The organism is Shouchella oshimensis, assembly GCF_002019765.1.
Classification (GTDB): Bacteria; Bacillota; Bacilli; order Bacillales; family Bacillaceae_D; genus Shouchella; species Shouchella oshimensis.
In genome coordinates this window covers 1,006,355-1,030,164 of record NZ_KV917380.1, presented here as the reverse complement: position 1 = coordinate 1,030,164, position 23,810 = coordinate 1,006,355, and the positions used below count along the sequence as shown (strand labels likewise).

At 40.1% G+C, this 23,810-nt stretch carries 26 protein-coding genes; 9 read left to right on the top strand and 17 right to left on the bottom strand.

Annotation, left to right across the window (positions count from 1 at the left end; genetic code table 11):
* Positions 1-135: 135 nt before the first annotated feature.
* Positions 136-693 carry a thioredoxin family protein gene (locus BK583_RS05055; RefSeq protein WP_038482838.1) on the bottom strand — a complete coding sequence of 186 codons (558 nt, stop codon included), beginning with the start codon at positions 691-693 and terminating at the stop codon, positions 136-138.
* A 160-nt stretch (positions 694-853) separates the two neighbouring features.
* On the opposite strand from BK583_RS05055, the gene BK583_RS05050 reads away from it, so the two are divergent.
* Both BK583_RS05050 and BK583_RS05045 read left to right on the top strand, forming a co-directional pair.
* Positions 854-1,801, top strand: a complete 948-nt coding sequence (locus BK583_RS05050; protein WP_055736486.1) for a metallophosphoesterase — start codon at positions 854-856, stop codon at positions 1,799-1,801.
* A gap of 83 nt (positions 1,802-1,884) precedes the next feature.
* Positions 1,885-2,130, top strand: coding sequence for a hypothetical protein (locus BK583_RS05045; RefSeq protein ID WP_051667612.1), 246 nt, complete (start codon positions 1,885-1,887; stop codon positions 2,128-2,130).
* 33 nt (positions 2,131-2,163) lie between these two features.
* Here the strand turns inward: BK583_RS05045 and BK583_RS05040 are convergent, their stop codons facing one another.
* From BK583_RS05040 to BK583_RS05005, 8 genes are all read right to left on the bottom strand, one after another.
* Positions 2,164-2,415 carry a hypothetical protein gene (locus BK583_RS05040; RefSeq protein WP_236702404.1) on the bottom strand — a complete coding sequence of 84 codons (252 nt, stop codon included), beginning with the start codon at positions 2,413-2,415 and terminating at the stop codon, positions 2,164-2,166.
* Between the two features lie 71 nt (positions 2,416-2,486).
* Positions 2,487-4,463, bottom strand: coding sequence for a penicillin-binding transpeptidase domain-containing protein (locus BK583_RS05035; RefSeq protein WP_055736488.1), 1,977 nt, complete (start codon positions 4,461-4,463; stop codon positions 2,487-2,489).
* 193 nt (positions 4,464-4,656) lie between these two features.
* Positions 4,657-5,232, bottom strand: coding sequence for a nitroreductase family protein (locus BK583_RS05030; protein WP_055736489.1), 576 nt, complete (start codon positions 5,230-5,232; stop codon positions 4,657-4,659).
* A gap of 130 nt (positions 5,233-5,362) precedes the next feature.
* The gene (gene ehuA / locus BK583_RS05025; RefSeq protein WP_038482848.1) at positions 5,363-6,154 is read right to left on the bottom strand and encodes an ectoine/hydroxyectoine ABC transporter ATP-binding protein EhuA; all 792 of its coding nucleotides are present in this window, start codon (positions 6,152-6,154) and stop codon (positions 5,363-5,365) included.
* Positions 6,151-6,834 (bottom strand): ectoine/hydroxyectoine ABC transporter permease subunit EhuD, encoded by a 684-nt coding sequence (gene ehuD / locus BK583_RS05020; protein WP_055736490.1) that lies wholly within the window; start codon positions 6,832-6,834, stop codon positions 6,151-6,153. Before ehuD ends, ehuA begins: the two co-directional genes overlap by 4 nt.
* Positions 6,831-7,502: an ectoine/hydroxyectoine ABC transporter permease subunit EhuC gene (gene ehuC / locus BK583_RS05015; RefSeq protein WP_038482854.1), complete on the bottom strand. Its 672-nt coding sequence runs from the start codon at positions 7,500-7,502 to the stop codon at positions 6,831-6,833. Before ehuC ends, ehuD begins: the two co-directional genes overlap by 4 nt.
* 77 nt (positions 7,503-7,579) lie before the next feature.
* Positions 7,580-8,434 (bottom strand): ectoine/hydroxyectoine ABC transporter substrate-binding protein EhuB, encoded by an 855-nt coding sequence (gene ehuB / locus BK583_RS05010; RefSeq protein ID WP_038482857.1) that lies wholly within the window; start codon positions 8,432-8,434, stop codon positions 7,580-7,582.
* Positions 8,435-8,758: 324 nt separating this feature from the next.
* On the bottom strand, positions 8,759-9,556 hold the full coding sequence (locus BK583_RS05005; RefSeq protein ID WP_055736491.1) for a DUF6612 family protein: 798 nt from the start codon (positions 9,554-9,556) through the stop codon (positions 8,759-8,761).
* A 235-nt stretch (positions 9,557-9,791) separates the two neighbouring features.
* Between BK583_RS05005 and BK583_RS05000 the strand changes: the two genes are divergently transcribed.
* From BK583_RS05000 to BK583_RS04980, 6 genes are all read left to right on the top strand, one after another.
* Positions 9,792-10,748 carry a glycosyltransferase family 2 protein gene (locus BK583_RS05000; protein WP_038482863.1) on the top strand — a complete coding sequence of 319 codons (957 nt, stop codon included), beginning with the start codon at positions 9,792-9,794 and terminating at the stop codon, positions 10,746-10,748.
* Positions 10,711-11,151, top strand: coding sequence for a GtrA family protein (locus BK583_RS04995; protein WP_078440049.1), 441 nt, complete (start codon positions 10,711-10,713; stop codon positions 11,149-11,151). The genes BK583_RS05000 and BK583_RS04995 overlap by 38 nt, the downstream gene beginning before the upstream one ends.
* Positions 11,141-13,726, top strand: coding sequence for a YfhO family protein (locus BK583_RS04990; protein WP_055736492.1), 2,586 nt, complete (start codon positions 11,141-11,143; stop codon positions 13,724-13,726). Before BK583_RS04995 ends, BK583_RS04990 begins: the two co-directional genes overlap by 11 nt.
* A 123-nt stretch (positions 13,727-13,849) precedes the next feature.
* Positions 13,850-14,014 (top strand): hypothetical protein, encoded by a 165-nt coding sequence (locus tag BK583_RS20645; RefSeq protein ID WP_158318542.1) that lies wholly within the window; start codon positions 13,850-13,852, stop codon positions 14,012-14,014.
* A gap of 91 nt (positions 14,015-14,105) precedes the next feature.
* The gene (locus tag BK583_RS04985; protein ID WP_038482870.1) at positions 14,106-14,285 is read left to right on the top strand and encodes a hypothetical protein; all 180 of its coding nucleotides are present in this window, start codon (positions 14,106-14,108) and stop codon (positions 14,283-14,285) included.
* 99 nt (positions 14,286-14,384) lie between these two features.
* A complete protein-coding gene (locus tag BK583_RS04980; protein ID WP_038482873.1) occupies positions 14,385-14,924 on the top strand; it encodes a ferritin-like domain-containing protein in 540 nt (179 codons plus the stop codon).
* A 15-nt stretch (positions 14,925-14,939) separates the two neighbouring features.
* Here the strand turns inward: BK583_RS04980 and fdhD are convergent, their stop codons facing one another.
* Genes fdhD through fdhF form a run of 3 tightly spaced genes read right to left on the bottom strand, consistent with a single transcriptional unit; the run spans position 14,940 to position 19,343 of the window.
* Positions 14,940-15,746: a formate dehydrogenase accessory sulfurtransferase FdhD gene (gene fdhD, locus BK583_RS04975; protein ID WP_055736493.1), complete on the bottom strand. Its 807-nt coding sequence runs from the start codon at positions 15,744-15,746 to the stop codon at positions 14,940-14,942.
* 2 nt (positions 15,747-15,748) lie between these two features.
* Positions 15,749-16,396 carry a helical membrane plugin domain-containing protein gene (locus tag BK583_RS04970; RefSeq protein ID WP_055736494.1) on the bottom strand — a complete coding sequence of 216 codons (648 nt, stop codon included), beginning with the start codon at positions 16,394-16,396 and terminating at the stop codon, positions 15,749-15,751.
* On the bottom strand, positions 16,389-19,343 hold the full coding sequence (gene fdhF / locus BK583_RS04965; protein ID WP_055736495.1) for a formate dehydrogenase subunit alpha: 2,955 nt from the start codon (positions 19,341-19,343) through the stop codon (positions 16,389-16,391). Before fdhF ends, BK583_RS04970 begins: the two co-directional genes overlap by 8 nt.
* 161 nt (positions 19,344-19,504) lie before the next feature.
* On the opposite strand from fdhF, the gene BK583_RS04960 reads away from it, so the two are divergent.
* Positions 19,505-20,314: a formate/nitrite transporter family protein gene (locus tag BK583_RS04960; protein ID WP_055736496.1), complete on the top strand. Its 810-nt coding sequence runs from the start codon at positions 19,505-19,507 to the stop codon at positions 20,312-20,314.
* Between the two features lie 16 nt (positions 20,315-20,330).
* Here BK583_RS04960 and moaD read toward each other — a convergent pair whose 3' ends face one another.
* From moaD to moaA, 5 genes are read right to left on the bottom strand one after another with little or no spacing between them, the layout of a single operon-like run.
* Positions 20,331-20,570 (bottom strand): molybdopterin converting factor subunit 1, encoded by a 240-nt coding sequence (gene moaD, locus BK583_RS04955; RefSeq protein WP_055736497.1) that lies wholly within the window; start codon positions 20,568-20,570, stop codon positions 20,331-20,333.
* Positions 20,567-21,013: a molybdenum cofactor biosynthesis protein MoaE gene (locus tag BK583_RS04950; RefSeq protein ID WP_038482890.1), complete on the bottom strand. Its 447-nt coding sequence runs from the start codon at positions 21,011-21,013 to the stop codon at positions 20,567-20,569. Before BK583_RS04950 ends, moaD begins: the two co-directional genes overlap by 4 nt.
* Complete coding sequence (gene mobB / locus BK583_RS04945; protein ID WP_055736498.1) at positions 21,001-21,519, bottom strand: molybdopterin-guanine dinucleotide biosynthesis protein B; 519 nt, start codon at positions 21,517-21,519, stop codon at positions 21,001-21,003. Before mobB ends, BK583_RS04950 begins: the two co-directional genes overlap by 13 nt.
* Positions 21,495-22,766 (bottom strand): molybdopterin molybdotransferase MoeA, encoded by a 1,272-nt coding sequence (locus BK583_RS04940; RefSeq protein WP_055736499.1) that lies wholly within the window; start codon positions 22,764-22,766, stop codon positions 21,495-21,497. The genes mobB and BK583_RS04940 overlap by 25 nt, the downstream gene beginning before the upstream one ends.
* Positions 22,767-22,769: 3 nt before the next feature.
* Positions 22,770-23,783 (bottom strand): GTP 3',8-cyclase MoaA, encoded by a 1,014-nt coding sequence (moaA, locus tag BK583_RS04935; RefSeq protein ID WP_055736500.1) that lies wholly within the window; start codon positions 23,781-23,783, stop codon positions 22,770-22,772.
* Between the last annotated feature and the right edge of the window lie 27 nt (positions 23,784-23,810).

Genomic DNA, 23,810 nt, shown 5'->3' with positions numbered 1-23,810 from the left:
TAAGAAGGCTTTTCTTTTTTCGAACCTTCTTCACTGAGAAAAAAAGAGCTGCGGCGCGTAAAGAATTAGGCGCACCGCTAAAGGAAAGATTAGGATGGTTAACTTACTCCCCCTCCTATACGTTTTTTCGCACAGTTATAATTGGCGAAAAACTTTCACAAAGTCGTTTTCAATCGTTGTCCACGTAGTCTCCTGTTTAAACAATTGATGCATCTTTGGAATAAATGTCTCCTTAAACGCATGTTCATATTGAGGAGAATTTTTTTCAGGTAACTCCGCCTTATACTTTGAAACGATTTCCTCTACCGTCTCAGCTCTTGGACCCCATTTCGCTACTTCTTCTCCTTTTTCATTTATAAAGATGACAATTGGTATTGAACGTGCAGTTCCATTCGTTAAATAACGATCCATTAATTCTAAATTCTCATCACGAATTAAAAAGCGGCACTCCATGAAGCTATTGTTCGCTAACTTTAGTAAAATTGGGATATTCACCATCGCATCCCCACACCAGTCAGCAGTTAGCACGATAGCTTTAAGTCCTTTCCCTGTAATAGCTTGTGTTACCTTTTCAGCTTCTTGACTTAGGTGAAACGCATGGTAAATCGATACGAACGTCTCTTGATTTACTTTCATTGATTCAACGTATTCTTGAGCAGTCATTCCTGTTTTAAACCATTCTAATAAGTTCACTGTGCATACTCCTTTACCATTCATTATTTGGCTATAGTTTACCACAGATTCAATACGTAGACCGTAAGAATGAACCTAGACAGTTTTTTCTTACAGAATTCGTTATAATTCCTTTTCTTTTCAGACACACTACTGAAAAAAGAGAGGGAGTGGTTACAGAATGGTTCACTTAAAGAAAACGATTGTTATCTTATCCTTTGTTATGCTACTTATTGGGCTTTTCATTCAATCGTCTCACCCCGTTGATGCCAAAAATGATCGCCCTTTTTCCTTTGTATGGATGTCTGATACACAATACTACTCACAAAAGTACCCTTATATCTATGATCAAATGACATCTTGGATTGTTGAGAATTCAAAAGAAGAGAATCTTAAGTATGTTATACATACTGGGGATATTATTGATCGAATGAACAATGAGTTTGAATGGATACAGGCTGATGTTGCCATGAAGAAACTAGATCAAGCAAATATGCCTTACGGAGTGCTAGCTGGCAACCATGATATCGGGCATAATGATCGCAATTATAAGATGTTCAAAACCTATTTTGGTGAAGAACGATTTAAATCCATGAAAGCTTTTAAAGAATCGTATAAAAACAATGAAGCTCATTACGATATAGTAGAAGTAAATCGGCATAAAATTCTTATTTTATATATTGGATTTGGTTGGAATCAGCAGACTATTTCCTGGGCGGATGATGTGTTACAGAAGCACCCTGATCACGCAGTCATCCTAGCGACACACCGATACTTACAAGTGGATGGCCAACGCTCGAAAGATGGAGAAACACTCTTTAAAAAACTTGTCATTCCTAATGAAAATGTCCAGCTTGTCCTTAGCGGACATTACCATGGACATGCACAACGATTTGACCGATTAGATCAAGATGGTGATGGTATAAACGAACGAATGGTTGTTCAACTATTATCCGATTATCAAAGCTATGATAAAGGGGGTAACGGATTTATGAGAATCTTAACGTTCCACCCTGCTACGTCTTCAGTAGCGATTCGTACGTACTCGCCATTTACAGACGAGCATTTACTTGAAGATGAAGAATTCCAAAAAATCCCTATGAGCTTTCATTTTCCATTCACGTTTTAACGGATCGCCCAAATTCCAATCCACGTTCACCTTTTTAAGTGTACAGCCATATTGTGTACTAACCAAGAAAGGTGGTGCTTAATATGAGCTATTATCAAGCTGGTTACGGAAATCCTTGTTGTCCTCCACCACCTTGTGGAGGATATGGTTACGGTCCTGGTCCAGGCGGTTACGGACCTGGATACGGTGGTGGGTACGGTGGCGGCTGGGCTATTGGCATTGTCGTCGTACTATTCATCCTTATCATCATCATTGGTGGGGCTGGCTTCTGGGGTGGCGGCTTTGGTGCTGGTGGTTATGGCCCAGGTCCAGGTGGTAAACCTTGCTAAAAAAAGACATCAGCACATGTGCTGATGTTTTTTTTAGTAATAGTATCCTCCTCCATACGGTGGATACCCATAAGGTGGATAACCGCCGTAACCATACCCATATCCTGGTCCGCCGCCAAAAAGATAAGGTGCAACAAGTGCTCCCCCTAAACCACCAACAAAACCACCTAACAGTGCATTTCCCCCTCCATAAAAGGGCCTTCTACCATAGCCACCGTATCCATAGGGTCTGCGAAAATCCTGAGGCGTTTGCCTCGTATATCTATATGGTGGATGCATGTGCATGAAACCTCCTAGCCAGTTATGAGGTATACTATGCGGAGACAACCAGGCATGTGCTGAGCAAAATGAAAATTTTAGTCAAGAAACGTGTTATACATGTGATCAACTATTGGAAGCACCTCACCGCTTCCAACTCCCTCTTGCATGATCGCTAACAGTAAATTTGATTCATCACTCTCATAACTCACTACCCAACCGAGTGTATCTTCACCTACCTCAGCTGTTCCTGTTTTTGCCGCAATGGCATAATCGTCTCGCTCCAAAGAATGCGCTGTTCCATTGCTGCTAGATACAACATACTTCAATGCTTCATCCACCAATGTCGCAGCCTCAGCCGATACAGGCTCTACCATTACTTGTCCATTCTCTTCTCCTTGCTCCAAGATAGGCTGAATGAGTTGACCTTCATGTATGAATGTTGTAAACATCGCCGCCAGATGAACAGGGTTTGTTAAGATTTCTCCTTGGCCATAACCCGTATCGGCAAGCTGAATCTCTGATTTAAACCCTTCCTCTCCTGTAAGCAGTGATTGTTGAAGAGAATAGGTAAATGCAAACGTTTCGTTAAACCCAAACGCCTCTGCTCCAGCTAGTAGTTCCTCCTCGCCTATTGCAAGCGCCGCTTGGGCAAAATAAATATTATCTGAGTACGCCATTGCATCAAATAAGTCGACTGCTCCATTTGGATCTGTCACACGTCGAACGTGATAACCGCCCCAATCTGAATCTTCTGGCTGCCATTCGTGTCCAAGTTCATCAACCGTTTCATTCGGATCTAACGTACCTGAATCTACACCAATTGCGGCAGTAATAGCTTTCATTGTAGAACCAGGTGAAAAACGATTTGAAAACCGGTTCAACAATGGCTGGTCTTCGTTTTCTTCCAGCTCCTCACGCTGAGCACTAGGCAAACCTAAAGACATTTGGTTTGGATCATAACTAGGTGAACTTACTAACGCTAGCGTTTCTCCTGTTTCAGAATCAAGGGCAACAGCAGTACCCGGCTCCCCGTCTAATTCATTCATTAGTTCTTCTTGTACATCCATTCGTATTGTTAGATAAACATTTTCACCGTCTTCCGCTTCCTGTTCCGCTATCGTTTCTTTTCGTTCACCATCAGGATCAATGATAACGATTTCGCCACCAGGAGTACCGCGTAGCTGTTCTTCCTTTATTAGTTCTAAACCTGTTTGCCCTACGAGAGATTGTTCTGTGTATCCTTCCTCTCTTCGCTCTTCAAGCTGTTCTGCTGTAATAGGACGTATGTAGCCTATCAGGTGCGCTGCTGCTTCACCGAAAGGATAGACCCGTCCTTCACTCATTTGATACGTGAATCCAGGCACGTCCTCATATAACGCTTCAATTGCATCCAATTCAGAGGCTGGCATTTGACCAATTAAGACAAGACTACCTTCTTCCACCCAGCTTTGACTCAACGCTTGCTCAATTGACTCCTCTGAACGTCCTAATCGATCTGCAATTTCTGCTATTTCAGACTCTTCCTCTTCAAAACGATTCGGTACAACCGCTAAATCAATGACTTCACCATTGATTGCTAAGCCTTGCCCCTCATGATCAAAGATTTCTCCACGTTTCTGTTTCGAAGGGTTGTACCTAACTGAATCTTCATCGCTCAAATTAGGAAAGATGAGTTGAGAACCCCACTCTAGTTTCCAATTAGGCTCATCTTCTTGTTCATCCCAAACAAAAGAAAGCTGCTCTTCAAACTCGTACTCGCCAGCAACTGTGGTCATAGAAACGTTCACAGGAATTTGTTCTTCATTTTCTCCTGTAAACTCCTCAGGAACAGTCGCTTCTATAGTAAAGTCATTTATTAGTCCATCATAAATATTTTCATAACGCGCTACAAAATCCTCTTCCGATATAGATTCTTGAACATCGCTTGTTACCATCTGATACATAGAAGCGTAATCACGATTCTCCCAATGGTCGACAAATGACTGAACGGAATCTTCTGGCGTTTCTGTTGAACATGCTGCTAAAAATATGCTAATAATTGAAAAAGTGCTAAATACGGCTGCTTTCTTCAATCCATTCATTCCCCTTTTTTACATTTCAATTTCCTTTTCATTACATTCACTTTACCATACTCCAAATCCGGTTTGAACCGTTTCAATTTGATAAACTTAAAGAGTACGTAAAAAACACGCTAGGCAGACAGATCATTCCGAGCGCATCTTGTCTCGTCTATCATGTCCTACCTCGCGTGCTTTTTATCATTGCTTAATGTGTCGTTACAATTGTTAGTTTATCTTTGATACTGGTACGCTCTTTTGCTTCCGGTACAAAATCCGCATACCCTATCATCAACGTCCCAATAATTTTTTCACCACTTTCCACTCCAATTGCTTCTCGAAATACAGGGTCATAAATCCAATCATTTGTTCTCCAAATCATGCCAATTCCTCTAGCCCATGCTGCTAATTGAAAGTTTTGTATCATGGCACTTACAGCTCCGTAATCTTCATCCCATGTTTTTTGACGTGGATGCTCAGGCATGACAACAACGAGATGAAGCGGAATTTGGTTGAAATAAGCTGCTTTCTTTTTCGCTTTTTCAGGTAAAGTTTGATCCGCACCCAATTGTGATTTTTTATAAGCGTCTATGAACGCTTCTTTGCCTTCTTCAGCAAATAAAATAAACCGCCATGGCTCTGTTAATTTGTGATTTGGTGCCCATTTTGCCACTTCTAGCAGTGAAACGATTTCATCTATTGATACAGCATCAGATTTAAATTTTTTAATGGAACGTCTACCTTTTATAATAGAATCAATAGTTGTTAGGCGATTCGTCATCATGTATTAACCATCCTTTATATCTAGCATTATACGTTTAGTGTAGCGAATGCTTGAATCGAAAGCAAGGAATGATTCTCATTTTCAATTAGAAAATTGTACCGACCACTTACCTATAGAAATGGCGCTAAGCTTACGAATGGAAACGACCTAAAAACGATTTTAACCGTTCGGTTTGTGGATTTTGAATGACTTCATAAGGTGTACCTTGTTCAGCTATCCTTCCTGCATCTAAAAAGAATACCCTATCTGCTACATCAAGTGCGAAATCCATCTCATGGGTAATGAGCATCATTGTTGTTTCTCCTTCAGCTGCAATATCACGGATGACTTCTAATACTTCCCCTACAAGTTCGGGGTCGAGGGCAGCTGTTACCTCATCAAATAACAAAACCTTTGGCTGCATTACAAGTGAACGAGCGATGGCCACACGCTGCTGTTGACCACCAGATAGCTGGGAGGGATACATGTCTATTTTATCTTCAAGCCCTACTTTCATTAACATTTCTCGTGCTCTAGCTTGTGCTTCCTCCTTACTCAACCCTAGCACATGAATGGGCGCCTCTGTGCAGTTTCTCATAATCGTCATATGAGGAAATAGATTGTACTGTTGAAAGACCATTCCAATATTGCCTCTTACTCTACGCAAATGCTTTTCATCTGCAGGAATTAGTTTTCCATCAACCTCTTTATGCCAAAGCATTTCACCATCTACTTCAATCGTACCTTCTGTCGGTTGCTCAAGTGTCATCAACATTCGAATAATCGTTGTTTTCCCAGAGCCTGAAGGACCAATTAAAGCAATTTTTTCTCCTTTTTTCACATCAATATTCAGTTCATTTAAGACAACAGTATCACCAAATGCTTTTTTTATGTTTCGGTAACGCACAATAATATCATGATTTGTTTGTTCATCTGAACTCACGTTTTCATCCCCCTTGTGTCTACTTTATGATTCCCATGTAACTTGCCTACCTTCCGCTCCAAGTACCGAATAAACAAAGCAGATGGATAACTTAAAATAAGAAATAAAAAACCAACAATGGTTATTGGCTCCACAAAGCTATACGTTTGAGAACCGATTGCACGAGCTGTTGACATCATCTCCATCACAAATACACCTAATAATAAAGGGGTCTCTTTAAACAAGACGATTAAATAATTCCCTAGCATCGGAATGACTGGAGGCACAGCTTGAGGGAGAATGATTTTCTTCCACATTTGCGCCTTTGAAAAATTAAGCGCTTTTCCTGCTTCCCATTGACTGTTCGGCACAGCGTTAATGCCAGATCGATAAATTTCTGAAACATATGTAGCATAGTGGATGCCGAGAACAAGGACACCAGTTTGAAAACCAGTTAAAGGAGTTGTATAGAACACAAAAAATAATTGAACAAGAGGCGGCGTGGCGCGAATAAATTCAATGATGCCAGCAATCATTAACGCTAACGGTTTAAACGTCGAGCGCCTTAGTAAAGCAAATACTAAGCCCACTGTTAACGACAAAAAGTATGCAAGAACGGTCACAGAAATCGTGACGGTAATGGCTGATAAGATCTCAGGAAATATTTCCCACGCAAAAGCCCAATCCCATACATCACTCATGAAAGTGTCACCCCTTTAGAGGCACGTTTTTCTAAATACCGAGCGAGTATAATAAGCGGCAACGCAAGTAAGAAATAAGCAACTAATAAATACGTATAAATTTCTACTTGGCTACTAATAGCCGTGTTGCTACCTCTCAACACGTTTGCATTAAAGGTTAGATCGGCAAGTCCAATAAAATAAACGAGAGAAGTCCCTTTTAACAATTCAATTGCATTATTGCCAAAGCCAGGTAACATTAAGCGAAAGGCCTGAGGCAATATAACAAGGCGCAAACGTTGAAAACGCGACATATTAAGGGAGATAGCCGCTTCAGTTTGACCAATATGTATCGAGTTTATTGCGCTTCTTACCACTTCAGAAGCATAAGCTCCGTAATTTAACCCTACCGCTAATGAACCGGCTAGCATTAAGCTCATTGAGATTCCATCAATCAGTTGGGGTAACGCATAATACAAAAAAAACATTTGCACGAGTAGCGACGTACCTCGAAACAGCTCAACAAAGACAGCAGCTACCGTACGAATGGTGGCATATTGAGACGTCCTCATTAACCCTGCAACAATGGCAATAGAATAAGCAATGAGCGCACCATAAAGAAACACCATAACAGTTGTTGTTAGCCCTTGCAGAATGAAGGGAGCAAACGTCATAAAATTTGAAAACATCCATCACACCTCTTTTCTACGAAAAAAAGCATGGGTAACGGTTATGCATCACCATGCTTCCCTCGTACTATTTCCTATTAGCCATTCATCCCACAACGGTCTTCAGTCGTAAGATCATCTGGAGGCAAATTCGCTTCTGTAAATCCAAATTCTTCAATAATAGCTAAAAGCTCGCCTGATTCAATTAATTCTTGTAATCCCTCATTGTAGGCTTCTCTTAATTCATCATCTGCAAATACCGCAGCTCCATAAGCTGTCACAGGCTCACCGTCAATAATGGGTTGTTCAAAATCATCAACAAATTCCACTCCACCCGAAGTATTGTTTTGAGCAGCTGAATTTGCTGTGGCATCGGTGGCAACCATAACATCAGCCATCCCACCTTCAACTGCCGCGATATTGTCAGCAATACTTGACCCCTGCATAAACTGACTCGAATCAATACCTAAATCTTCAAGCATCCCGATTTGATTTGCACCTGACATCACGGCTACTGTTACATCGGGATTCGCTACAATATCTTCATAACTATGCAGATTAAGGGGATTTCCAGTTTGAACAACAATTCCTTCTCCATATTGAATTTCAATATCCCCAAAATTCCCCATTTCACAGCGCTGAGGTTGTACATCCATCGCAGCAGTTGCCATATCAAAGGATCCAGAGTTTACCCCTTCAATTAAAGCGCCAAAATCATTAACAGTTCCTTCGATATCGTCGTAACCAATCCGTTGTAGGACAGCACGAGCAATCTCCGGAGCAGCTCCAGTTACTTCATTATTTTCAATGTCGATGTATCCGTAAGGCTCTTCGTTCGCTACACCAACAGAAATAATCCCCTCACCGTTTCCATCCGTCTCATCACTACTTCCACAAGCAACAAGGGCTACAGATGCCACAGTTAATAAACCGAACATTCCTACTTTTCTCAATATAAATCCCCCTTAAGAACGTTTAACAAAAAACAAGTTGTTTTGGTAAGCTTTTTTATTTCCCAACAACCTCTTTTTCGTTGAACAAGTCTACTATGTTTACCATCATAGCACATTCACAAGTTTGTTAAAAATCAGTTATCCCGCATATTTCTTCTTCTTTTTGCTTATTCTCCCTCTAGCCTCTTTCTCATTAAAATAAATCCGAATAACTTGAAAATAAACGATTTTTCAAAAAAAACGAGGTGTTTTCGTTAAATTTTACCGTATAAGAGTGTGTATGAAACAGAAAAGAGCAAGGAATCTCCCTACTCTTTTACAGTATTACTCTTCTTGTTCTTCCATTTCTTGTTCTAAATCTGCTTGCATTTCTTCCATTTTTTCTTGTGCCTCTTCTAGAGTGATCGCTTGCTCAATAGCCCCTTCATCATAATCAACATCTTCCAGCTGATCAAACTGACTGAATTCGTACACAATCTCTTCGGATATCAGTTGACCGACCTCGGCAATTTCACCTTCCATGGATAATTCACTTCGTTCTTGTGTGAAGTCGTCTTTCTGAATAAGTAATTCAAAATTGAAGTCTTGAAGGTCAACTTCTAACTCTTCCGGGCTTTCACCCATAAAAGCTAATGCAAGGTCTTTTACACCATCATCTGTACCTGAGGCAGATAGACGGTAATGGTCTTCTGTTTCTTCTAAATTAAGCACATCTGTGTGGTTCGCTAAAGTCGTTAATTGATCTTCAGCTGGCTGAAAAGACTCTGGTCCAGAAATGCCACTTTCTTCTGCAGAAAGTTCGATCCATTCCTCTAGCATAGGCTCTTCAGTATAAAACGATCCATCATGCATAAAGGTCATTGGCTGTTGACCTTCTTCCTCGCTTTCTGCTTGTTGCTCCACGATTGAAAAGGTAAACGGGTCGCGCAGAATCTTCGTTGTTGTTACATACTCTTGTCCCTCTTCTCCACTAACCATCGTATCCATTTGGTAGCTCGTTTTTTCAGCCATCTGTTCTTGTGCATTTTGTACGATTGTATCGATTTCCCCTTGATCTGCTTGATCATCTTGACATCCAGCTAGCGCGATCGCTGCAATCAATACAAATGGTGTTTTTTTCACGCTTAGCACCTCGTTTTATTTGACTTCCTCGTCACTCTAACATACGAACAAAGCAGATAACGACGACTTCATCAAATTCCCCTATTTTTATAGACTTTACGTTATTTCAACAGCGTGCCACCTATTTTTTTAGAATCAACCATAATTTACAATATTTCTTTAAACGAACCGTAAGATTCATTTTTAGTCGCGAAGGGTATAATAGTCCATATTACTCATTATGGAGGATTTTAATATGAATAAACCACTTCTTTCTGTTGTTGTTCCTTCATTTAACGAAGAACAAAATGTTGAGCCTTTTTACTTCGCTTTAAAAGAAGTGCTTGACCAAAGCCATTATCGCTTTGAAGTGATTTATATTGATGATGGTAGTTCTGATTCTACTCTTTCTTTACTCCAACGTCTCTCTACTTGGCATCCCCAAGTAAATTATATTTCATTCACACGAAATTTCGGTAAAGAAGCAGCCATTTTAGCCGGATTTCAACATTCAAAAGGGGATTGCGTGATTGTGATTGATGCTGATCTTCAGCATCCAGTCGAAATGATTCACGAGCTTCTTGATGGATACGAAGAAGGGTACGACCAAGTGATTGCGTGTCGAAATCGAAAAGGAGACAATTTCGTTAAAACGGCGCTATCAAAAGTTTATTATAAACTCATTAACAAAGTCGTCGATGTTCAGCTCGAAGATGGGGCTGGCGATTTTCGCTTGTTAAGTCGAAGAGCTGTTGATGCCTTGCTGATTCTAAGTGAAGGGAATCGTTTTTCAAAAGGATTGTTCTCATGGATTGGCTTTGATCAAAAAGTCGTTCATTACGAAAATGTCAGTCGACAAAATGGTGAATCAAAGTGGTCTATACAGAAACTGATTAATTACGGAATTGACGGGATTGTCTCATTTAATTTAAAGCCGCTTCGGATATGTTTCTATATGGGTGGAATGATCTTGTTAGCTGCACTGGCTTACATTTTTGTTATGCTCACACAAATCGTCCGAACAGGTATCGATGTCCCAGGGTATTTCACCATTATTTCAGCAGTCTTATTTCTTGGGGGCATTCAACTATTATCACTTGGCATTATTGGCGAATATATCGGCCGAATTTACAATGAAACTAAAAAAAGACCGCATTATCTAGTGAAGGAATCTAATGCTACAAAAGGAAAACGATATGAGCGCATTCAGTAATTTTTGTCAGAAAATCTACCGAAATCAATTTATGCGCTTCGCTTTTGTTGGAGGGATTAATACACTTGTATTTTATTCCCTCTTCTTGTTATTTCACCAAGTTTTCTCCTTGTTTTACTTAGCTGCTCATATTCTAGCCTTTATTCTCTCAATGGTCGCTTCTTATTTTTTAAATGTCTTTTTTACATTTGGCGTTAAACCATCTATAAAAACGTTCTTACAATTTCCGTTAACGCAAGTTGTGAATTTTTCCGTATCAACGAGTCTCGTCTTTGTATTCGTTGAATTAGTTAAGTTATCTCCTGTCATTGCGCCAATACTTGCGGTATTTTTAACAGTACCTATTACGTTCGTCATTACAGCGAAAATTTTAAAACGAGATGGAGTTTCACATGAATCTTAAAAAAGTCCTCATTCTTGTTAGTCTAAGCTTAGGGGTTGCATTTCTTGCCCACGGGTTCTTTCTGTATCAACTAGTGAATGGGCAATTTATGGTTGGACCGAATGACGGTACAGCTCAAATGCTTCCTTTTAAGCAATTTTTATATAGCCAATTCAGTCAAGGCAACTTCTTTTACTCGCACCAATTTGGTCTTGGCGGAGGGATCTTTAGTCAACTAGCGTATTACTTTTCCACAAGTACCGTTTTTTTTCTCACTTTTTTAGTGGTCTTCATTGGCGAATGGGTTCATTTAGTTCAGAATCCAGATGATATTCTTTTCTGGGCGAATGCCGCAGTTCTTGTAAATAGTCTTCGATTAACACTTGTTATTGTGATTACGACTTTTGTACTGCGCTACTTTAAAATTGCCTTTCCGTTCGCTTTTCTTGGCGCCGTTTTATATGGTGCAAGTGTTATGTATTTTCGCCACGCCTCATTTTGGGAGTTTTTTGCCGATGCCTATTTGTGGTTACCTTTACTCGTTTTTGGGGTAGAGAAGATTATACGAGAGAAAAAACCATGGTGGTTTATTTTTGCGGTTGCCCTTTCCATTATTAATAACTTTTATTTTGCCTATATGAATTTCATTTTCATTGGCATTTATGCGATTTTGCGCTTTTTTATTAAGTTTTCTAAAGAAGAAGTTTCTATTAAACACCAGCTGTATACATACATTCCTGCAACTACGCTCGGTTTTTTTATTGGCTCATTTGCTTTTGTACCAGCTGTATACGGTTTTTTAAACAATCAGAGACCACCATTTGAGCAGTCAATCGAGTGGTTTGATTTTCACGACGAAATCTTTTTTACAAGTCGCTACCTTCTTATTCCGGCTTTGTTTATTTTATTTATCTGTTGTAAAAGTTTATTCCGGTATAAGCCTTTTCTTTTGTTTTCTTTGCTCTCATGCTTATTTATTCTTTTCCATTATAGCCCTATGATTGGAAGTATATTTAACGGATTTTCTGCTCCTCAATATCGCTTTCAATATATGGGATCTTTTGCTCTAGCTGCTACTGTCGCTATTGGTTTGAGTAGATTTTGGCATATCCCTAAAAAAGAAAAAGTACTTGCAATTGGTGTAACGGCTACTGTTTACATAGGCTTGTTCATTAGTGGTTTGATTACGGATCGAAACGCTTTTCTCTCAATCCAAGCGCTAACACTTTTTGGAACGGCTATGGTAACGGTTCTCATAATCGCTCTTCTATTAAATGGTCGACGAAAGTCCTTACTGTATGGACTGGTAGGCATCACGTTAGTCTTACATATCGGCTTAACAAACGCGTATCAGAAAGAATGGTTATACGAACGAGGCGACTTACAAGCCACATCAGCTGAATTCCTACAAAGTCACGCATACGACCATCCATTGCAAATGGACTTACTTACTCACGTTGAGGAAGATGCGCCTTTATCTAGAATTGAATGGGTTGCTGATTTTCGGAATAACACGCCTCTTGTTCAAGACTTTAACGGTGTTAGTGCGTATTCCAGCGTTTTAAACAGTCAATTGTTATTCTTTTATTACACTGATTTGGAGATTGATATGAATCGGGAAAGCGTCAGCAGATATTCAGGTTTCGGTGATCGTGCAAACCTCCATAGCTTGTATCAAGTTTCACATAAACTGATTGATAAAGAAGATCCAGCCCCTGTTCCCTATGGATTTACTGAAGTAAGCGAAAATGAACGCTACCATTTGTTTGAAAATGAACATTTGCTGCCTTTTGCACGAACAACTTCCACTCTTTATGGAAGAGAGCAACTGTCTTCATATAGTGTGCTAGATAAAGAACACGCTATGCTTACTGGTGCCATTGTAGATGAAGAACTCGCTAACGAAGCGTTTCGTTCAACGGTACAAAATCGTATCGACGACACATCGATCACCGCGATTGGCGGGGCGTATCATGATGGTCAATTAACAGTAACAGATGAAATAGGTGGAATTGACATTGAAGTAGGGGAACGACAAGACGACGAAGTTGATGATTATTTATCCTTTTACTTGCTAAATAACTCAGAAACAGCTCCTCTATTCCCATTAACGGTGAATGAGTTTGAAACAGATCGAAAGTCTCGTAAATCAATCTACAAAACGGATATAAATCATCTGACAGTTAGAGTTGAAGCAAGTGAAACGATTTCATTAAGAGTGCCACAAGGGGAATACACATTAACAGAACTAGCACTGTACACAGAGAATTACGATATTCTTCAAGCACAACAACGAGAGTCAACTGACATGCAAATCGATCTTGATGGAAGACATATCAAGATTGATATGAATAACGAGGAAAACGACCAACTATTGATGTTACCTGTCCCCCACGAGAAGGGCTGGGAAGTGAAAAGAAACGGTCAAACAGTTGATGTTGAAAAAGTCAATTATGCATTTCTAGGGGTCAAACTTGAAGAAGGTGAGAATGAAATAAGGTTTTCTTATTTACCACCTTACTTTAAACCAACGTTACTATTAGCAATAGCAGGGTTTCTTCTAACCTTTATTTGGATGTATGCAAGAAGAAAGTGAATTTTCTTCTTGCATTCAAATTAAGTACATGATAATATGGATTTTAAACCCATGGAAATCGACCAATTTCGAATTATTCATAGGATTTTAAAAATTAATACATTATGGAGGTGATACACAATTATGAAACGACTTTATATTAGTTATGTTACGTTGCTTTTAGCTCTCGGTATTGTGCTAATTGCGTTTGGTGTCTTAGATAGCGTTGCACCAACCATTGTTTTCACATTGCTTATTCTTGGTTCAGTCCTCTCTTTACTATTCAAACCTCGTAAAGCGCATAGCTAAAGCCTTTCCCGAGCCTGTTATTTCAACTTTTTGACCTAACTCATTTCGTTCGCTACAATACTCTTAGTAGTTATTACGGCGGAGGTCTAACATGTCCAAAAAATCAAACGAAAACCCACCAAATGAAGCACTCGGAATGATCATCGGATTACTCATTGCAGTCGGCGCTAGCATTATTTTTGATAGTATTCCCATTGGGATTATTGTGGGAATTGTTGTTGGTTCAATGATAAGTTTCTATAGTAGGAAACCAAATAAGAAAAATCAATAGCCGGCTCATGTAAGAGTCGGTTATTTTCATATTTTTTCTTTTGTTGCATAGTATAAGTATGTACCTTATTGAAGACAAATAAATTAGGGAGGTATTCTTTTGTTGTTCAAAAAAAAGAAAGCTCCGTCCTTTGATCAACCTCAGCCGTCCCAGCCATCGTTTCGCCAGTCATCACCGCAAACAACTAGCAGTCCACCTCAAGGTCCTCAAATAAGCCAGCCAAAGCCTTTAAACTCAGACCAACTGCAGCACCTTCAACAGTTCATACAACGTGCCTATCAAGCCGTAACAGACTATGAATACTTATATGAAAAAGTCCCAACAGAACACACCGCCCATACCATCCGAGGCATTATTGAGGATAATAAAAAACACTATCAGACCCTTCTCCACTTGTATCGCAAACAAGCGAATAAAGATCCTGAAGTCACAGAAGCCACATTGAATCGAAATGCTTATACACCAGCTTTAAAAAAAGCATTTGAACAGGAACAGCAGTACACGCATTTATTTGAAGAAGCGGCGCGTTTATCAGACAATCGGCAGCTACGTGACATTTATACATCTATAGCCAGAGATCATCAGCGGCATGCACTATGGTTCCTTTCTTACTTAACCATTTATTCAAGTAAAACCTAAAAGAAGCTCAGGTTGTTAGCCTAAGCTTCTATTTATCCGTTCAGGAACCGTATAGACGTTCATGGATTGATGTCGAATAAACCCCACTGTTGTAATTTCGAGCTCTTCTGCAATTTCAAGAGCTCGGTTGGTGGGTGCTGATTTAGATAAAATCACTTCACATCCAATTTTTGCTACTTTAAGGACGATCTCAGATGATAGCCTACCGCTAAAGATGATAACCTTATCTTCTAGGCTAAGCTTATGACGCAAACAGTAACCATATAATTTATCAAGTGCGTTATGACGACCAATATCGGATCGCATTAATACAATGCCACTTGGCGTCGCTAGTGCTGCATTGTGAACACCACCTGTTTCTTTAAATGTCATCGCCCCTTCTTGAAGTTCATTCATAAGCGCTAGACAATCAGTCGGCGAGAGAACGACATGGCGAGTCTTCATTGTTTTTGTTGTCTTGGCATCTGCTGCAAATATAAAACTTTGACGACTCATGCCACAACAAGATGTTAAATACCGCTTTGTTTGTAGGTGATGATGAAGCGGATTTAACGCTTGCTTCAATGTCACATGAACAAACCCTCTTTTTGCTTCATATCGAAGATCGGTTAGTTCACTGACTGATAAAATAACCCCTTCTGAGACGAGATACCCTACGACCATATCCTCAATGTGATCTGGAGAAGAAATCATCGTCACCACTTCTTCCCCATTGATCTTAACAGTAATCGGTATTTCCGTTGCCACAACGTCTTCTACAACGGATTCTTCACCATCTACAAAGCGAAAAATTGTCCGCTTTGTTTGATTTGAATTCGTCATCTCTATTTCCGTTTCAATAAAAGTGGTAAAGCGAAGGCGAGAGCTCCGGCAGCGATCACATACCATTTTGTTCCTGATGATGATTCAGTTGACTCTTGCATTTGTGGCTGCTGATACGACTCATTTGCAATCGTGGACAATTCCGCTTGCGGTTGGTTTGTTTCGTTTGCTGATTGATCTTCTCCCATTCCTTTTAAAAGGGCTAACAGTGTATTCATACCGTCTAACGTTTTCGGATCTTTTAATGATTTTAACAAGTAGCCAGCGCTAGATTGGTTCTGCTGATGGGTATGTTCGTACTCAGACACATGATTTAGGGCAGAATTGATTTTGAACAGCATGGGCTCTAAATCTGCTAATTTGATTGATCCAAGGGACTGCACAATAACAAGCATGTTTTTTAATGCTTGTGTAATATGGGGATCATCTAGCTTCGTTACAAGTTGATGTAATAAAGAGTTCTTTTGATCTAAAAGAGAGTGAGCAATATTGAGCGCTTCTGTTTGTTCAAGTTTATGAAGAAGAGATAGGACGCTTGTTAAAGCATCCTTATTCTCTAGCAAAGCATTCTCTAGTTCGCGTAGCTCCTTTTCTCGTTCTGCATTAGGATCGACAGGCATTTTTCGAATAACCGTTGCTGCTTTAGCCATTTTTCGCCTTCCTCCTTGCTTCAACTAAATCACCTGGGAAAATATAATCCCGTCTTGCCCATTTTGCCTCAACGTTAACACCCATTTGCGGTTGTGGATTTCCATTACGGTAATTAATGCGTGGCACAGGACTTTCACCTTTAGGTTCAAGAATCTCCATCTTCGCGGATATTTCTTTATACGCTGGTGTATCTGTATCTTTATCTGAATGAGAGCTTGTTAAATAGTTGATTGCCCCCTCTCCACTTGTATTCATAGGTAAATAAACTTCTTTGCCTTTTACTCGATCCGTTACAAGACAGCGAACAATGACATGCCCGTATGGTGATGTGAGCTTCACTTTCGTACCATCCTCAAGCCCTCGTTCTTGAGCTAACTCAGGAGACACTTCAAGGAATTCTTTTGGGGTTTTTCGACTAATCGCTTTTGATTTATAGGTCATATTGCCTTCATGGAAATGCTCAAGTAACCGACCGTTATTAACGTGCAAATCATATTCATCATCAAACGCTAACGGCTTCGTCCACTCTACTGGCCATAATCTTGCCTTGCCACCTGGAAGAGCAAACCCATCTGTGAACAATAGTGGTGTATCCGTTCCATCTTCTTTTACTGGCCATTGCAAACTGTTATACCCTTCTAAACGCTCGTAGCTAACGCCTGCGAATAGAGGTGTTAACGAAGCTGCTTCGGCCATTATTTCACTTGGATGAGTATACGTCCAATTCGCTTCCATTCGATTGGCAACCTCTTGAATAATCTCCCAATCTGGTTTTGAATCACCTAATGGTTCAAGTACCTGATATAAACGTTGAAAACGACGTTCCGTATTTGTGAACGTTCCTTCTTTTTCCAAACTAGGGCTTGCTGGTAAAATAACATCAGCATATTGAGCGGTTTTCGTGAAAAAGATATCTTGGACAACAAAGAATGAAAGCTTCTCAAACCCAGCTTGTACATAGTTAAGATTGGAATCAACAATTCCCATGTCTTCTCCTTTTAAATAGAGAACATTAAGGTTTCCTTCATGCATGGCATCGACCATTTCATGATTGTTTAAGCCAGGTTCAGCAGGCAAATCTACACCCCAACGCTTTTCAAAGCGCGCACGCACATCATCATCTGTTACATACTGATAACCAGGAAAGCGATCAGGCATGCTTCCAAAATCACTTGCTCCTTGAACGTTATTATGACCTCTTAACGGATAAGAACCAGCACCCGGTTTCATATAATTTCCTGTAACAAGCAATAAATTCGATATGGCTGTACTTGTATCAGATCCTCCACCGTGTTGTGTTACTCCCATTGCCCATAAAACAGACGTTGTGTTGGCTTCATAGATCGACGTTGCAACGCCAATAAGCTCTTCTTTGGTGAGATTTGTTACTTCGGCTGCGTAATCCAATGTATAGGAGTCCAAACTTTTTAGATAGTCTTCAACATCTGTCACGTGCTGCTCTAAAAAGGAGACATCGTGCCAACCTTGATCAACAATATATTTTGTCACAGCCGATAACCAGACAAGGTCACTTCCTGGGGCAGGTTGAACGAACAAATCAGCACGGTCCGCTAAATCATGCTTTCGAATATCAGCTACAATTACTTTTTGTCCATGTAACTTCTGCGAACGCTTTACTCTTGTTGCTAGTACAGGGTGAGATTCAGCTGTATTAGAGCCAATCGAGATAATTAATTCTGCATTGGCAATATCCTCTATGCTACCAGAATCGCCACCATAGCCAACTGTACGCCAAAGACCCATTGTTGCTGGCGATTGACAGTAACGAGAACAGTTATCCACATTATTTGTGCCAATAACTCCTCGGGCTAATTTTTGCATTAAGTAGGACTCTTCATTTGTACATTTAGAGGAAGAAATAAAGGCGAGTGCGTCTGGACCTTTCGCTTTAAGTGTTTCATTAAATTTAGACGCTATAAGATCAAGTACTTCTTCCCACTCTGCTTCACGGAATTCTTTACCATCACGGATTAATGGTTTTGTAATTCGTTCTTCGCTATTAACAAAATCCCAGCCAAATTTCCCTTTAATACATGTAGAAATTCCATTTGCTGGGGCTTCAGCTTGAGGTTCTATTTTTAATATTTGGCGATCCTTTGTCCACACATCAAACGAGCAACCAACTCCACAGTATGTACAGACGGTTTTTGTCTTCTTAATTCTTGATTCTCGCATTTGTGCTTCTAGATCGGAAATCGTCATTAGCGATTGATAACCTGTTTCAACATTTTTTGTAATATTAATCATTGGTCGCATCGACTCATCTTGAATACCTGTTAAAAATCCTGCCTCCCCTTCCATGCCTACTTCCATCATGGCATTACATGGACAGACAGTCGAACAATGACCACAGTTCACGCAAGAAGATTCATCAATTGGTGAATCCTTATCCCAAATGACTCTTGGTCTTTCCAGATTCCAATCAATCGAAAGGGTTTCTGTTACTTGTAAATCTTGACAAGCCTCTACACATCGACCACATAAGATACATTGATCAGGATCATAACGATAAAATTGATTGCGCTGCACTTCAGATTGTTTCGAGCTGTGCTCAGTCTCTTGATGTGTTACTTTCATTTCTTTAACAGCATTATGTATCTCACAACCGCCGTTATTGTAATCACAGACTGTGCAATAGAGTTCGTGATTGCCTAAGATCCGATCCATTGCAATAAGTTGTGCTTCATGCACATCATCTGTCCGTGTTTCCACTACATCACCAGGTTTCACTTCTGTTGAACACGAACGCACATACTCGCCATTTACTTTTACAATACACGTGTCACACGTTTCAATTGGCCCTAGGCTAGGATGATAACAGAGACTTGGAATATCTACTGATTCACGATTCAAAGTCTGTAGAACTGAATCGGATTGAACCGTTTTCTTTTTTCCATTTAACGTAACCTCGAAAAATTCAGCCAATTATATACCCTCCCTTTTGACAATAAACAATCCATTCGTTTCAAATGGATTCATTATGTTCACCTTTCCCTTATTCCATATCCAATAAACCTGACTGTTTTCATAGTTTAACGGATTGAAAGGTTGGGTATATTCGGTAACAGATAAAAAGGAGGGGTACGATGTACAAAGACACCTTACATACATTAAATTCACAGGCGAAAAAAAAGTATGGGTTGCTCCAGCATTCACCGATCCGTTATTTATTTGGCGCCATTCTAGCAGGTGCTTATGTCGGAATCGGATCGCTCGTTCTGTTTGCAGTTGGTCAACCTCTTTATGATGCAGGTTCCCCGTTTGTTAGCATCATGACAGGCGCAACATTTGGTGTGGCTCTTGCTCTCGTTTTGTGGGCTGGATCAGAACTCTTCACTGGAAATAACATGATTTTCACCGTATCTTCCTTATCAAAAATCACTAGCTGGCGGCAAACGCTTCTTATTTGGGGTTGGAGTTATATTGGGAATCTTATCGGTGCTCTCGCTTTATCACTTCTCGTGTTAGTATCAGGAATTTTCGCATCTGTCGGGCCCGATGATTACATGATGTCCCTTGCTTCAGATAAAATGAACGCACCAATAATGGAATTGTTTTTTCGAGGAATTCTGTGCAACTGGATCGTCTGTTTAGCCATATGGACATCGTTACGAGCAGAAGGGGATATCGCTAAGCTATTTTTAATTTTTATTTTAATCTTTGCCTTCATCGCAGCTGGTTTTGAGCATAGTGTAGCAAATATGTCGTTACTCGGAATGGCTCTTATGCACGGTGGATCTGAAACCGTTACATTAAATGGCTTTTTCCACAATTTAATTCCTGTATCATTAGGGAACATTATCGGCGGAGGGGTGTTTGTAGCAAGTATTTACTATTTTATCAGTTATACGAAAAAAGAATATCAAGAAGAACATTTCGATAAAAAAAGTAGTTGATGCACAACTACTTTTTTTATCCTCCACTCACTGGCGGGATAAATGCAACGGTATCCTGTTCGACTAGCACCGTATCATTGGTTGCAAATTCTTCATTTACAGCCACCATCATCCCTTGAAGAGTGTCGTTTTCAAGCTCATACACTTCTTCTAAATGTGCCTTGAGCTGAAAAATCGCTTTACCTGCGAATGGTAATGCCAATCGTTGTTGACCAATTTGTTCTTCTAAACCAGCAAAGAATAAAACGGTAATCATAGCGTCGGTCCTCCTTTTGGATAAGCTTGCTGTTCTAATTGATCACCAACCCACTCTGTTCCGTCCTCCCAATGCTCTTTTTTCCAGATTGGCACTAACTCTTTAATTCGTTCTATCGCGTATTCGTTGCCTTCATATGCTGCTTTACGATGAGGTGAGCTAACGGCAATCACGATAGCGATATCACTAATGTCTAATACACCTAGTCGATGAGTAATGGCAATCGTTGTACCTGGCCATCTCTCTTCCACTTCTTTTCCTATCTTATGTAACATTTTGATTGCCATCGATTCATAAGCATGATATTCGAGCCGTATTGTTTTTTTCCCATGGGTAAGCTCTCTGACCGTCCCAATAAACGTCGTTATAGCGCCACAATTCCTATCAAGAACCTGATCAATGGCTGCTTGTACTTGAATTGGTTCTTTTGTTAGTTCATACATGAATGAACCTCCTTCTCTCGATCCAGTAACTCTTTGATAAACAGCAATGCAGCAGGGTCATCACGTTGAAAAAGAGGGTAAGGTACTGCTTCTACTCTAAGTGAAGAAGCAGTAAGCACACAACAAATTGAGTCAAGGGATAAAAGATCTTGATCCTGATCATCACGTAAGCAGACAACTTTTGGAAAAGAAGCTTGCTTCCATCCCTCTATAAGAATAAGATCTGGCTGACAAAGGACCTCTTGCATCTGTACGAGCTGTTTTAAAGAACCATCTCCTACAGTTGTGGCTAGATGGATGGTGCCATCCCCTTCAACTAAGGAAGACGTCGCTCCTTTCTCTAAAAACCGCCGGCTGTCTGTCATCCCATCAGGTTCTCCTCCATGACCATGATGTTTTATTGTCGCTATGTTATAAGAATCACGCTGCAAATAGACAAGCAATGATTCTATAAATGTCGTTTTACCTGCATTCTTATACCCTACAATTTGAAGAACGTTTCCCATGTAGCATCACTTCCTGTATGACTATTAAGGAGCAAAATATCCACATCTGCTCCTTTTTCATACCCTCTTGTACCACCATGTAATAAAATAAGGACATCTGCTTCTGCTAATGACACTACTGAACCAGATTTATCAAGTCCGGAAGGATACACAATATGCTGTCCTGACTGCTCATTTAATTTACCACGAACTAACCGTGTAAAAGGGTTCGGCTTTGGAAAATCTACTCCTAATTTCCCTTTACTGATCGGTAAATGGGCTGGCGCTCGCATTGAACGCCTTAAGAGCGGACGTACAAACAATTCAAAACCAACAAAACAAGCCCCAGGGTTTCCAGAAAGACCAAAAAATAATTTGCCATCTTTAACAGCTGCGGTAGTGACGCTTCCCGGTCTCATTGCGACTTTATTAAACAATGTCTCCGCTTCTAATCGTTTTACTATACCTGGTACCAAATCAAAATCACCAACAGATGCGCCTCCAGTTGTAATAAGACAGTCCACTTCATTGAAATGGTTATGAATCCTTTCCATACATGCATCCATTTCATCTGGTACTTGACCAAGCATAAGTGGCACCCCTCCTGCCCGTAAAACTTGAGCAGCAACCATGTAGGCATTACTGTTCCGAATCTTGCCTGCTTCAAGGGGTTCATTTACTTCCAAAAGCTCACTCCCTGTTGCTAGTATCCCAACCACTGGTCGAGAGGCTACAGAAACTTCAGCTTGTCCAAACGTTGCAAGTTGAGCCACCACACCTGGGTGAATGACCGTACCGGCTTTCGCAATCAAATCAAGTTCCTTTGTATCTTCACCGATGAAGGAAATATTATCATGTTGCTCGACTTTTCGAACAATCTCTATTTCAGTTTTGCTCCGCTCATGAACAAGTTCTAACATGATGACTGCGTCACACCCACTTGGAATCATAGCACCGGTCATAATTCGGACAGCTTCATTTGGACCAACCTCTTCTTTAAATACTTGTCCTGCCCCAATCTCTCCAATAACAGTAAAAAAAGCAGGAGTATCTCTTGAAGCGGTTGCTGTATCAATGGATCGAATGGCGTAACCGTCGTAAGGAGAACGATTAAATGACGGAACTGGATGTGTCGCTCTTAGATCTTTCATTAACACTCTTTCATAACTTTCCACAATGGGGACCGATTCTACTTTTTCCTTCAGTGGATACGCCATTATTCGTTGGACTGCTTCATGTATCGGTATCGGTTTTCTTCTTTCAACCATGCGCTATCCTCCTATATAGGACATTTCAATTTTCTTTCTATTTTTGGAAGACTCGGCTGTCCTTAGTTCGGAATAGCGATCGGATCGCTTTTCCCATACTTCTTTTATCTTAGTAAATAAAAATTCATCGGTTTTACCTACTCGTAAATCCTGTTTTAAATCAATGCCTTCTTCAGAAAATAAACAAGTAAATATCTTACCGTCAGCAGATAAACGCGCTCTTGTACACGTGCCACAAAACGTTTCTGTAACAGACGAAATAAAGCCAACTTGCACATCGGAATCTTCATAACGATAACGACTTGCCACCTCACCAAAGTAATAAGGATCTATAGGCTGTAATGAACCGATCTCAGATACAGCGTCATAGAGCTCTTTTTTAGAGACTACTTTTGAATAATCCCATCCATTCGTTTGACCAACATCCATAAATTCAATAAAACGAAGCATCACACCTCGTTCTTTACAGTACCTAGCCATGGGAATAACTTCCTGCTCGTTTAAGCCTCTTTTGACCACCATATTCACCTTTACGCCTAACCCAGCTTCTAGAGCAGCGTCAATACCTCGCAATACAATCTCTGCTTTTGTTTTGCGGCCGCTCATTTCTTGAAAAACGGCTGTGTCTAGGGCATCTAAACTTACATTTACGCGCTTTAATCCCGCTTTCTTTAAGTCCATTGCGAATTTAGGCAATAGAACCCCGTTAGTAGTTAACGCGATATCGTCAATTCCTGGAATATCATGTAGTTCACGGATGAGCAGGGATGCATTTTTTCTTAAAAGCGGCTCCCCGCCTGTAATTCTAAGTTTATTCACGCCTAATCGAGCAAATTGTTCTGCTGTTCGGACAATCTCTGAAAACGATAATAATTCTTCTTCTTTCATAAAGACATAGTCTTTTCCGAATACTTCTTTCGGCATGCAGTATGTACACCTAAAATTGCATTGATCCATAATCGATATACGTAAGTCTTTCAACGGTCTCGATAATTGATCCGTAATCTTCATGCTCATACTTTACGACTCCTTTCTACTCACTTA

Bases quoted from the DNA above. Each gene is read 5' to 3' on its own strand.
- BK583_RS05050 (WP_055736486.1), top strand. From the start codon at position 854: ATGGTTCACTTAAAGAAAACGATTGTTATCTTATCCTTTGTTATGCTA.
- BK583_RS05045 (WP_051667612.1), top strand. From the start codon at position 1,885: ATGAGCTATTATCAAGCTGGTTACGGAAATCCTTGTTGTCCTCCACCA.
- BK583_RS05040 (WP_236702404.1), bottom strand. From the start codon at position 2,415: ATGCACATGCATCCACCATATAGATATACGAGGCAAACGCCTCAGGAT.
- BK583_RS05030 (WP_055736489.1), bottom strand. From the start codon at position 5,232: ATGATGACGAATCGCCTAACAACTATTGATTCTATTATAAAAGGTAGA.
- ehuD (WP_055736490.1), bottom strand. From the start codon at position 6,834: ATGAGTGATGTATGGGATTGGGCTTTTGCGTGGGAAATATTTCCTGAG.
- ehuC (WP_038482854.1), bottom strand. From the start codon at position 7,502: ATGTTTTCAAATTTTATGACGTTTGCTCCCTTCATTCTGCAAGGGCTA.
- BK583_RS05000 (WP_038482863.1), top strand. From the start codon at position 9,792: ATGAATAAACCACTTCTTTCTGTTGTTGTTCCTTCATTTAACGAAGAA.
- BK583_RS04995 (WP_078440049.1), top strand. From the start codon at position 10,711: ATGCTACAAAAGGAAAACGATATGAGCGCATTCAGTAATTTTTGTCAG.
- BK583_RS04990 (WP_055736492.1), top strand. From the start codon at position 11,141: ATGAATCTTAAAAAAGTCCTCATTCTTGTTAGTCTAAGCTTAGGGGTT.
- BK583_RS20645 (WP_158318542.1), top strand. From the start codon at position 13,850: ATGAAACGACTTTATATTAGTTATGTTACGTTGCTTTTAGCTCTCGGT.
- BK583_RS04985 (WP_038482870.1), top strand. From the start codon at position 14,106: ATGTCCAAAAAATCAAACGAAAACCCACCAAATGAAGCACTCGGAATG.
- fdhD (WP_055736493.1), bottom strand. From the start codon at position 15,746: ATGACGAATTCAAATCAAACAAAGCGGACAATTTTTCGCTTTGTAGAT.
- BK583_RS04970 (WP_055736494.1), bottom strand. From the start codon at position 16,396: ATGGCTAAAGCAGCAACGGTTATTCGAAAAATGCCTGTCGATCCTAAT.
- BK583_RS04960 (WP_055736496.1), top strand. From the start codon at position 19,505: ATGTACAAAGACACCTTACATACATTAAATTCACAGGCGAAAAAAAAG.
- moaD (WP_055736497.1), bottom strand. From the start codon at position 20,570: ATGATTACCGTTTTATTCTTTGCTGGTTTAGAAGAACAAATTGGTCAA.
- BK583_RS04950 (WP_038482890.1), bottom strand. From the start codon at position 21,013: ATGTATGAACTAACAAAAGAACCAATTCAAGTACAAGCAGCCATTGAT.
- mobB (WP_055736498.1), bottom strand. From the start codon at position 21,519: ATGGGAAACGTTCTTCAAATTGTAGGGTATAAGAATGCAGGTAAAACG.
- BK583_RS04940 (WP_055736499.1), bottom strand. From the start codon at position 22,766: ATGGTTGAAAGAAGAAAACCGATACCGATACATGAAGCAGTCCAACGA.
- moaA (WP_055736500.1), bottom strand. From the start codon at position 23,783: ATGAGCATGAAGATTACGGATCAATTATCGAGACCGTTGAAAGACTTA.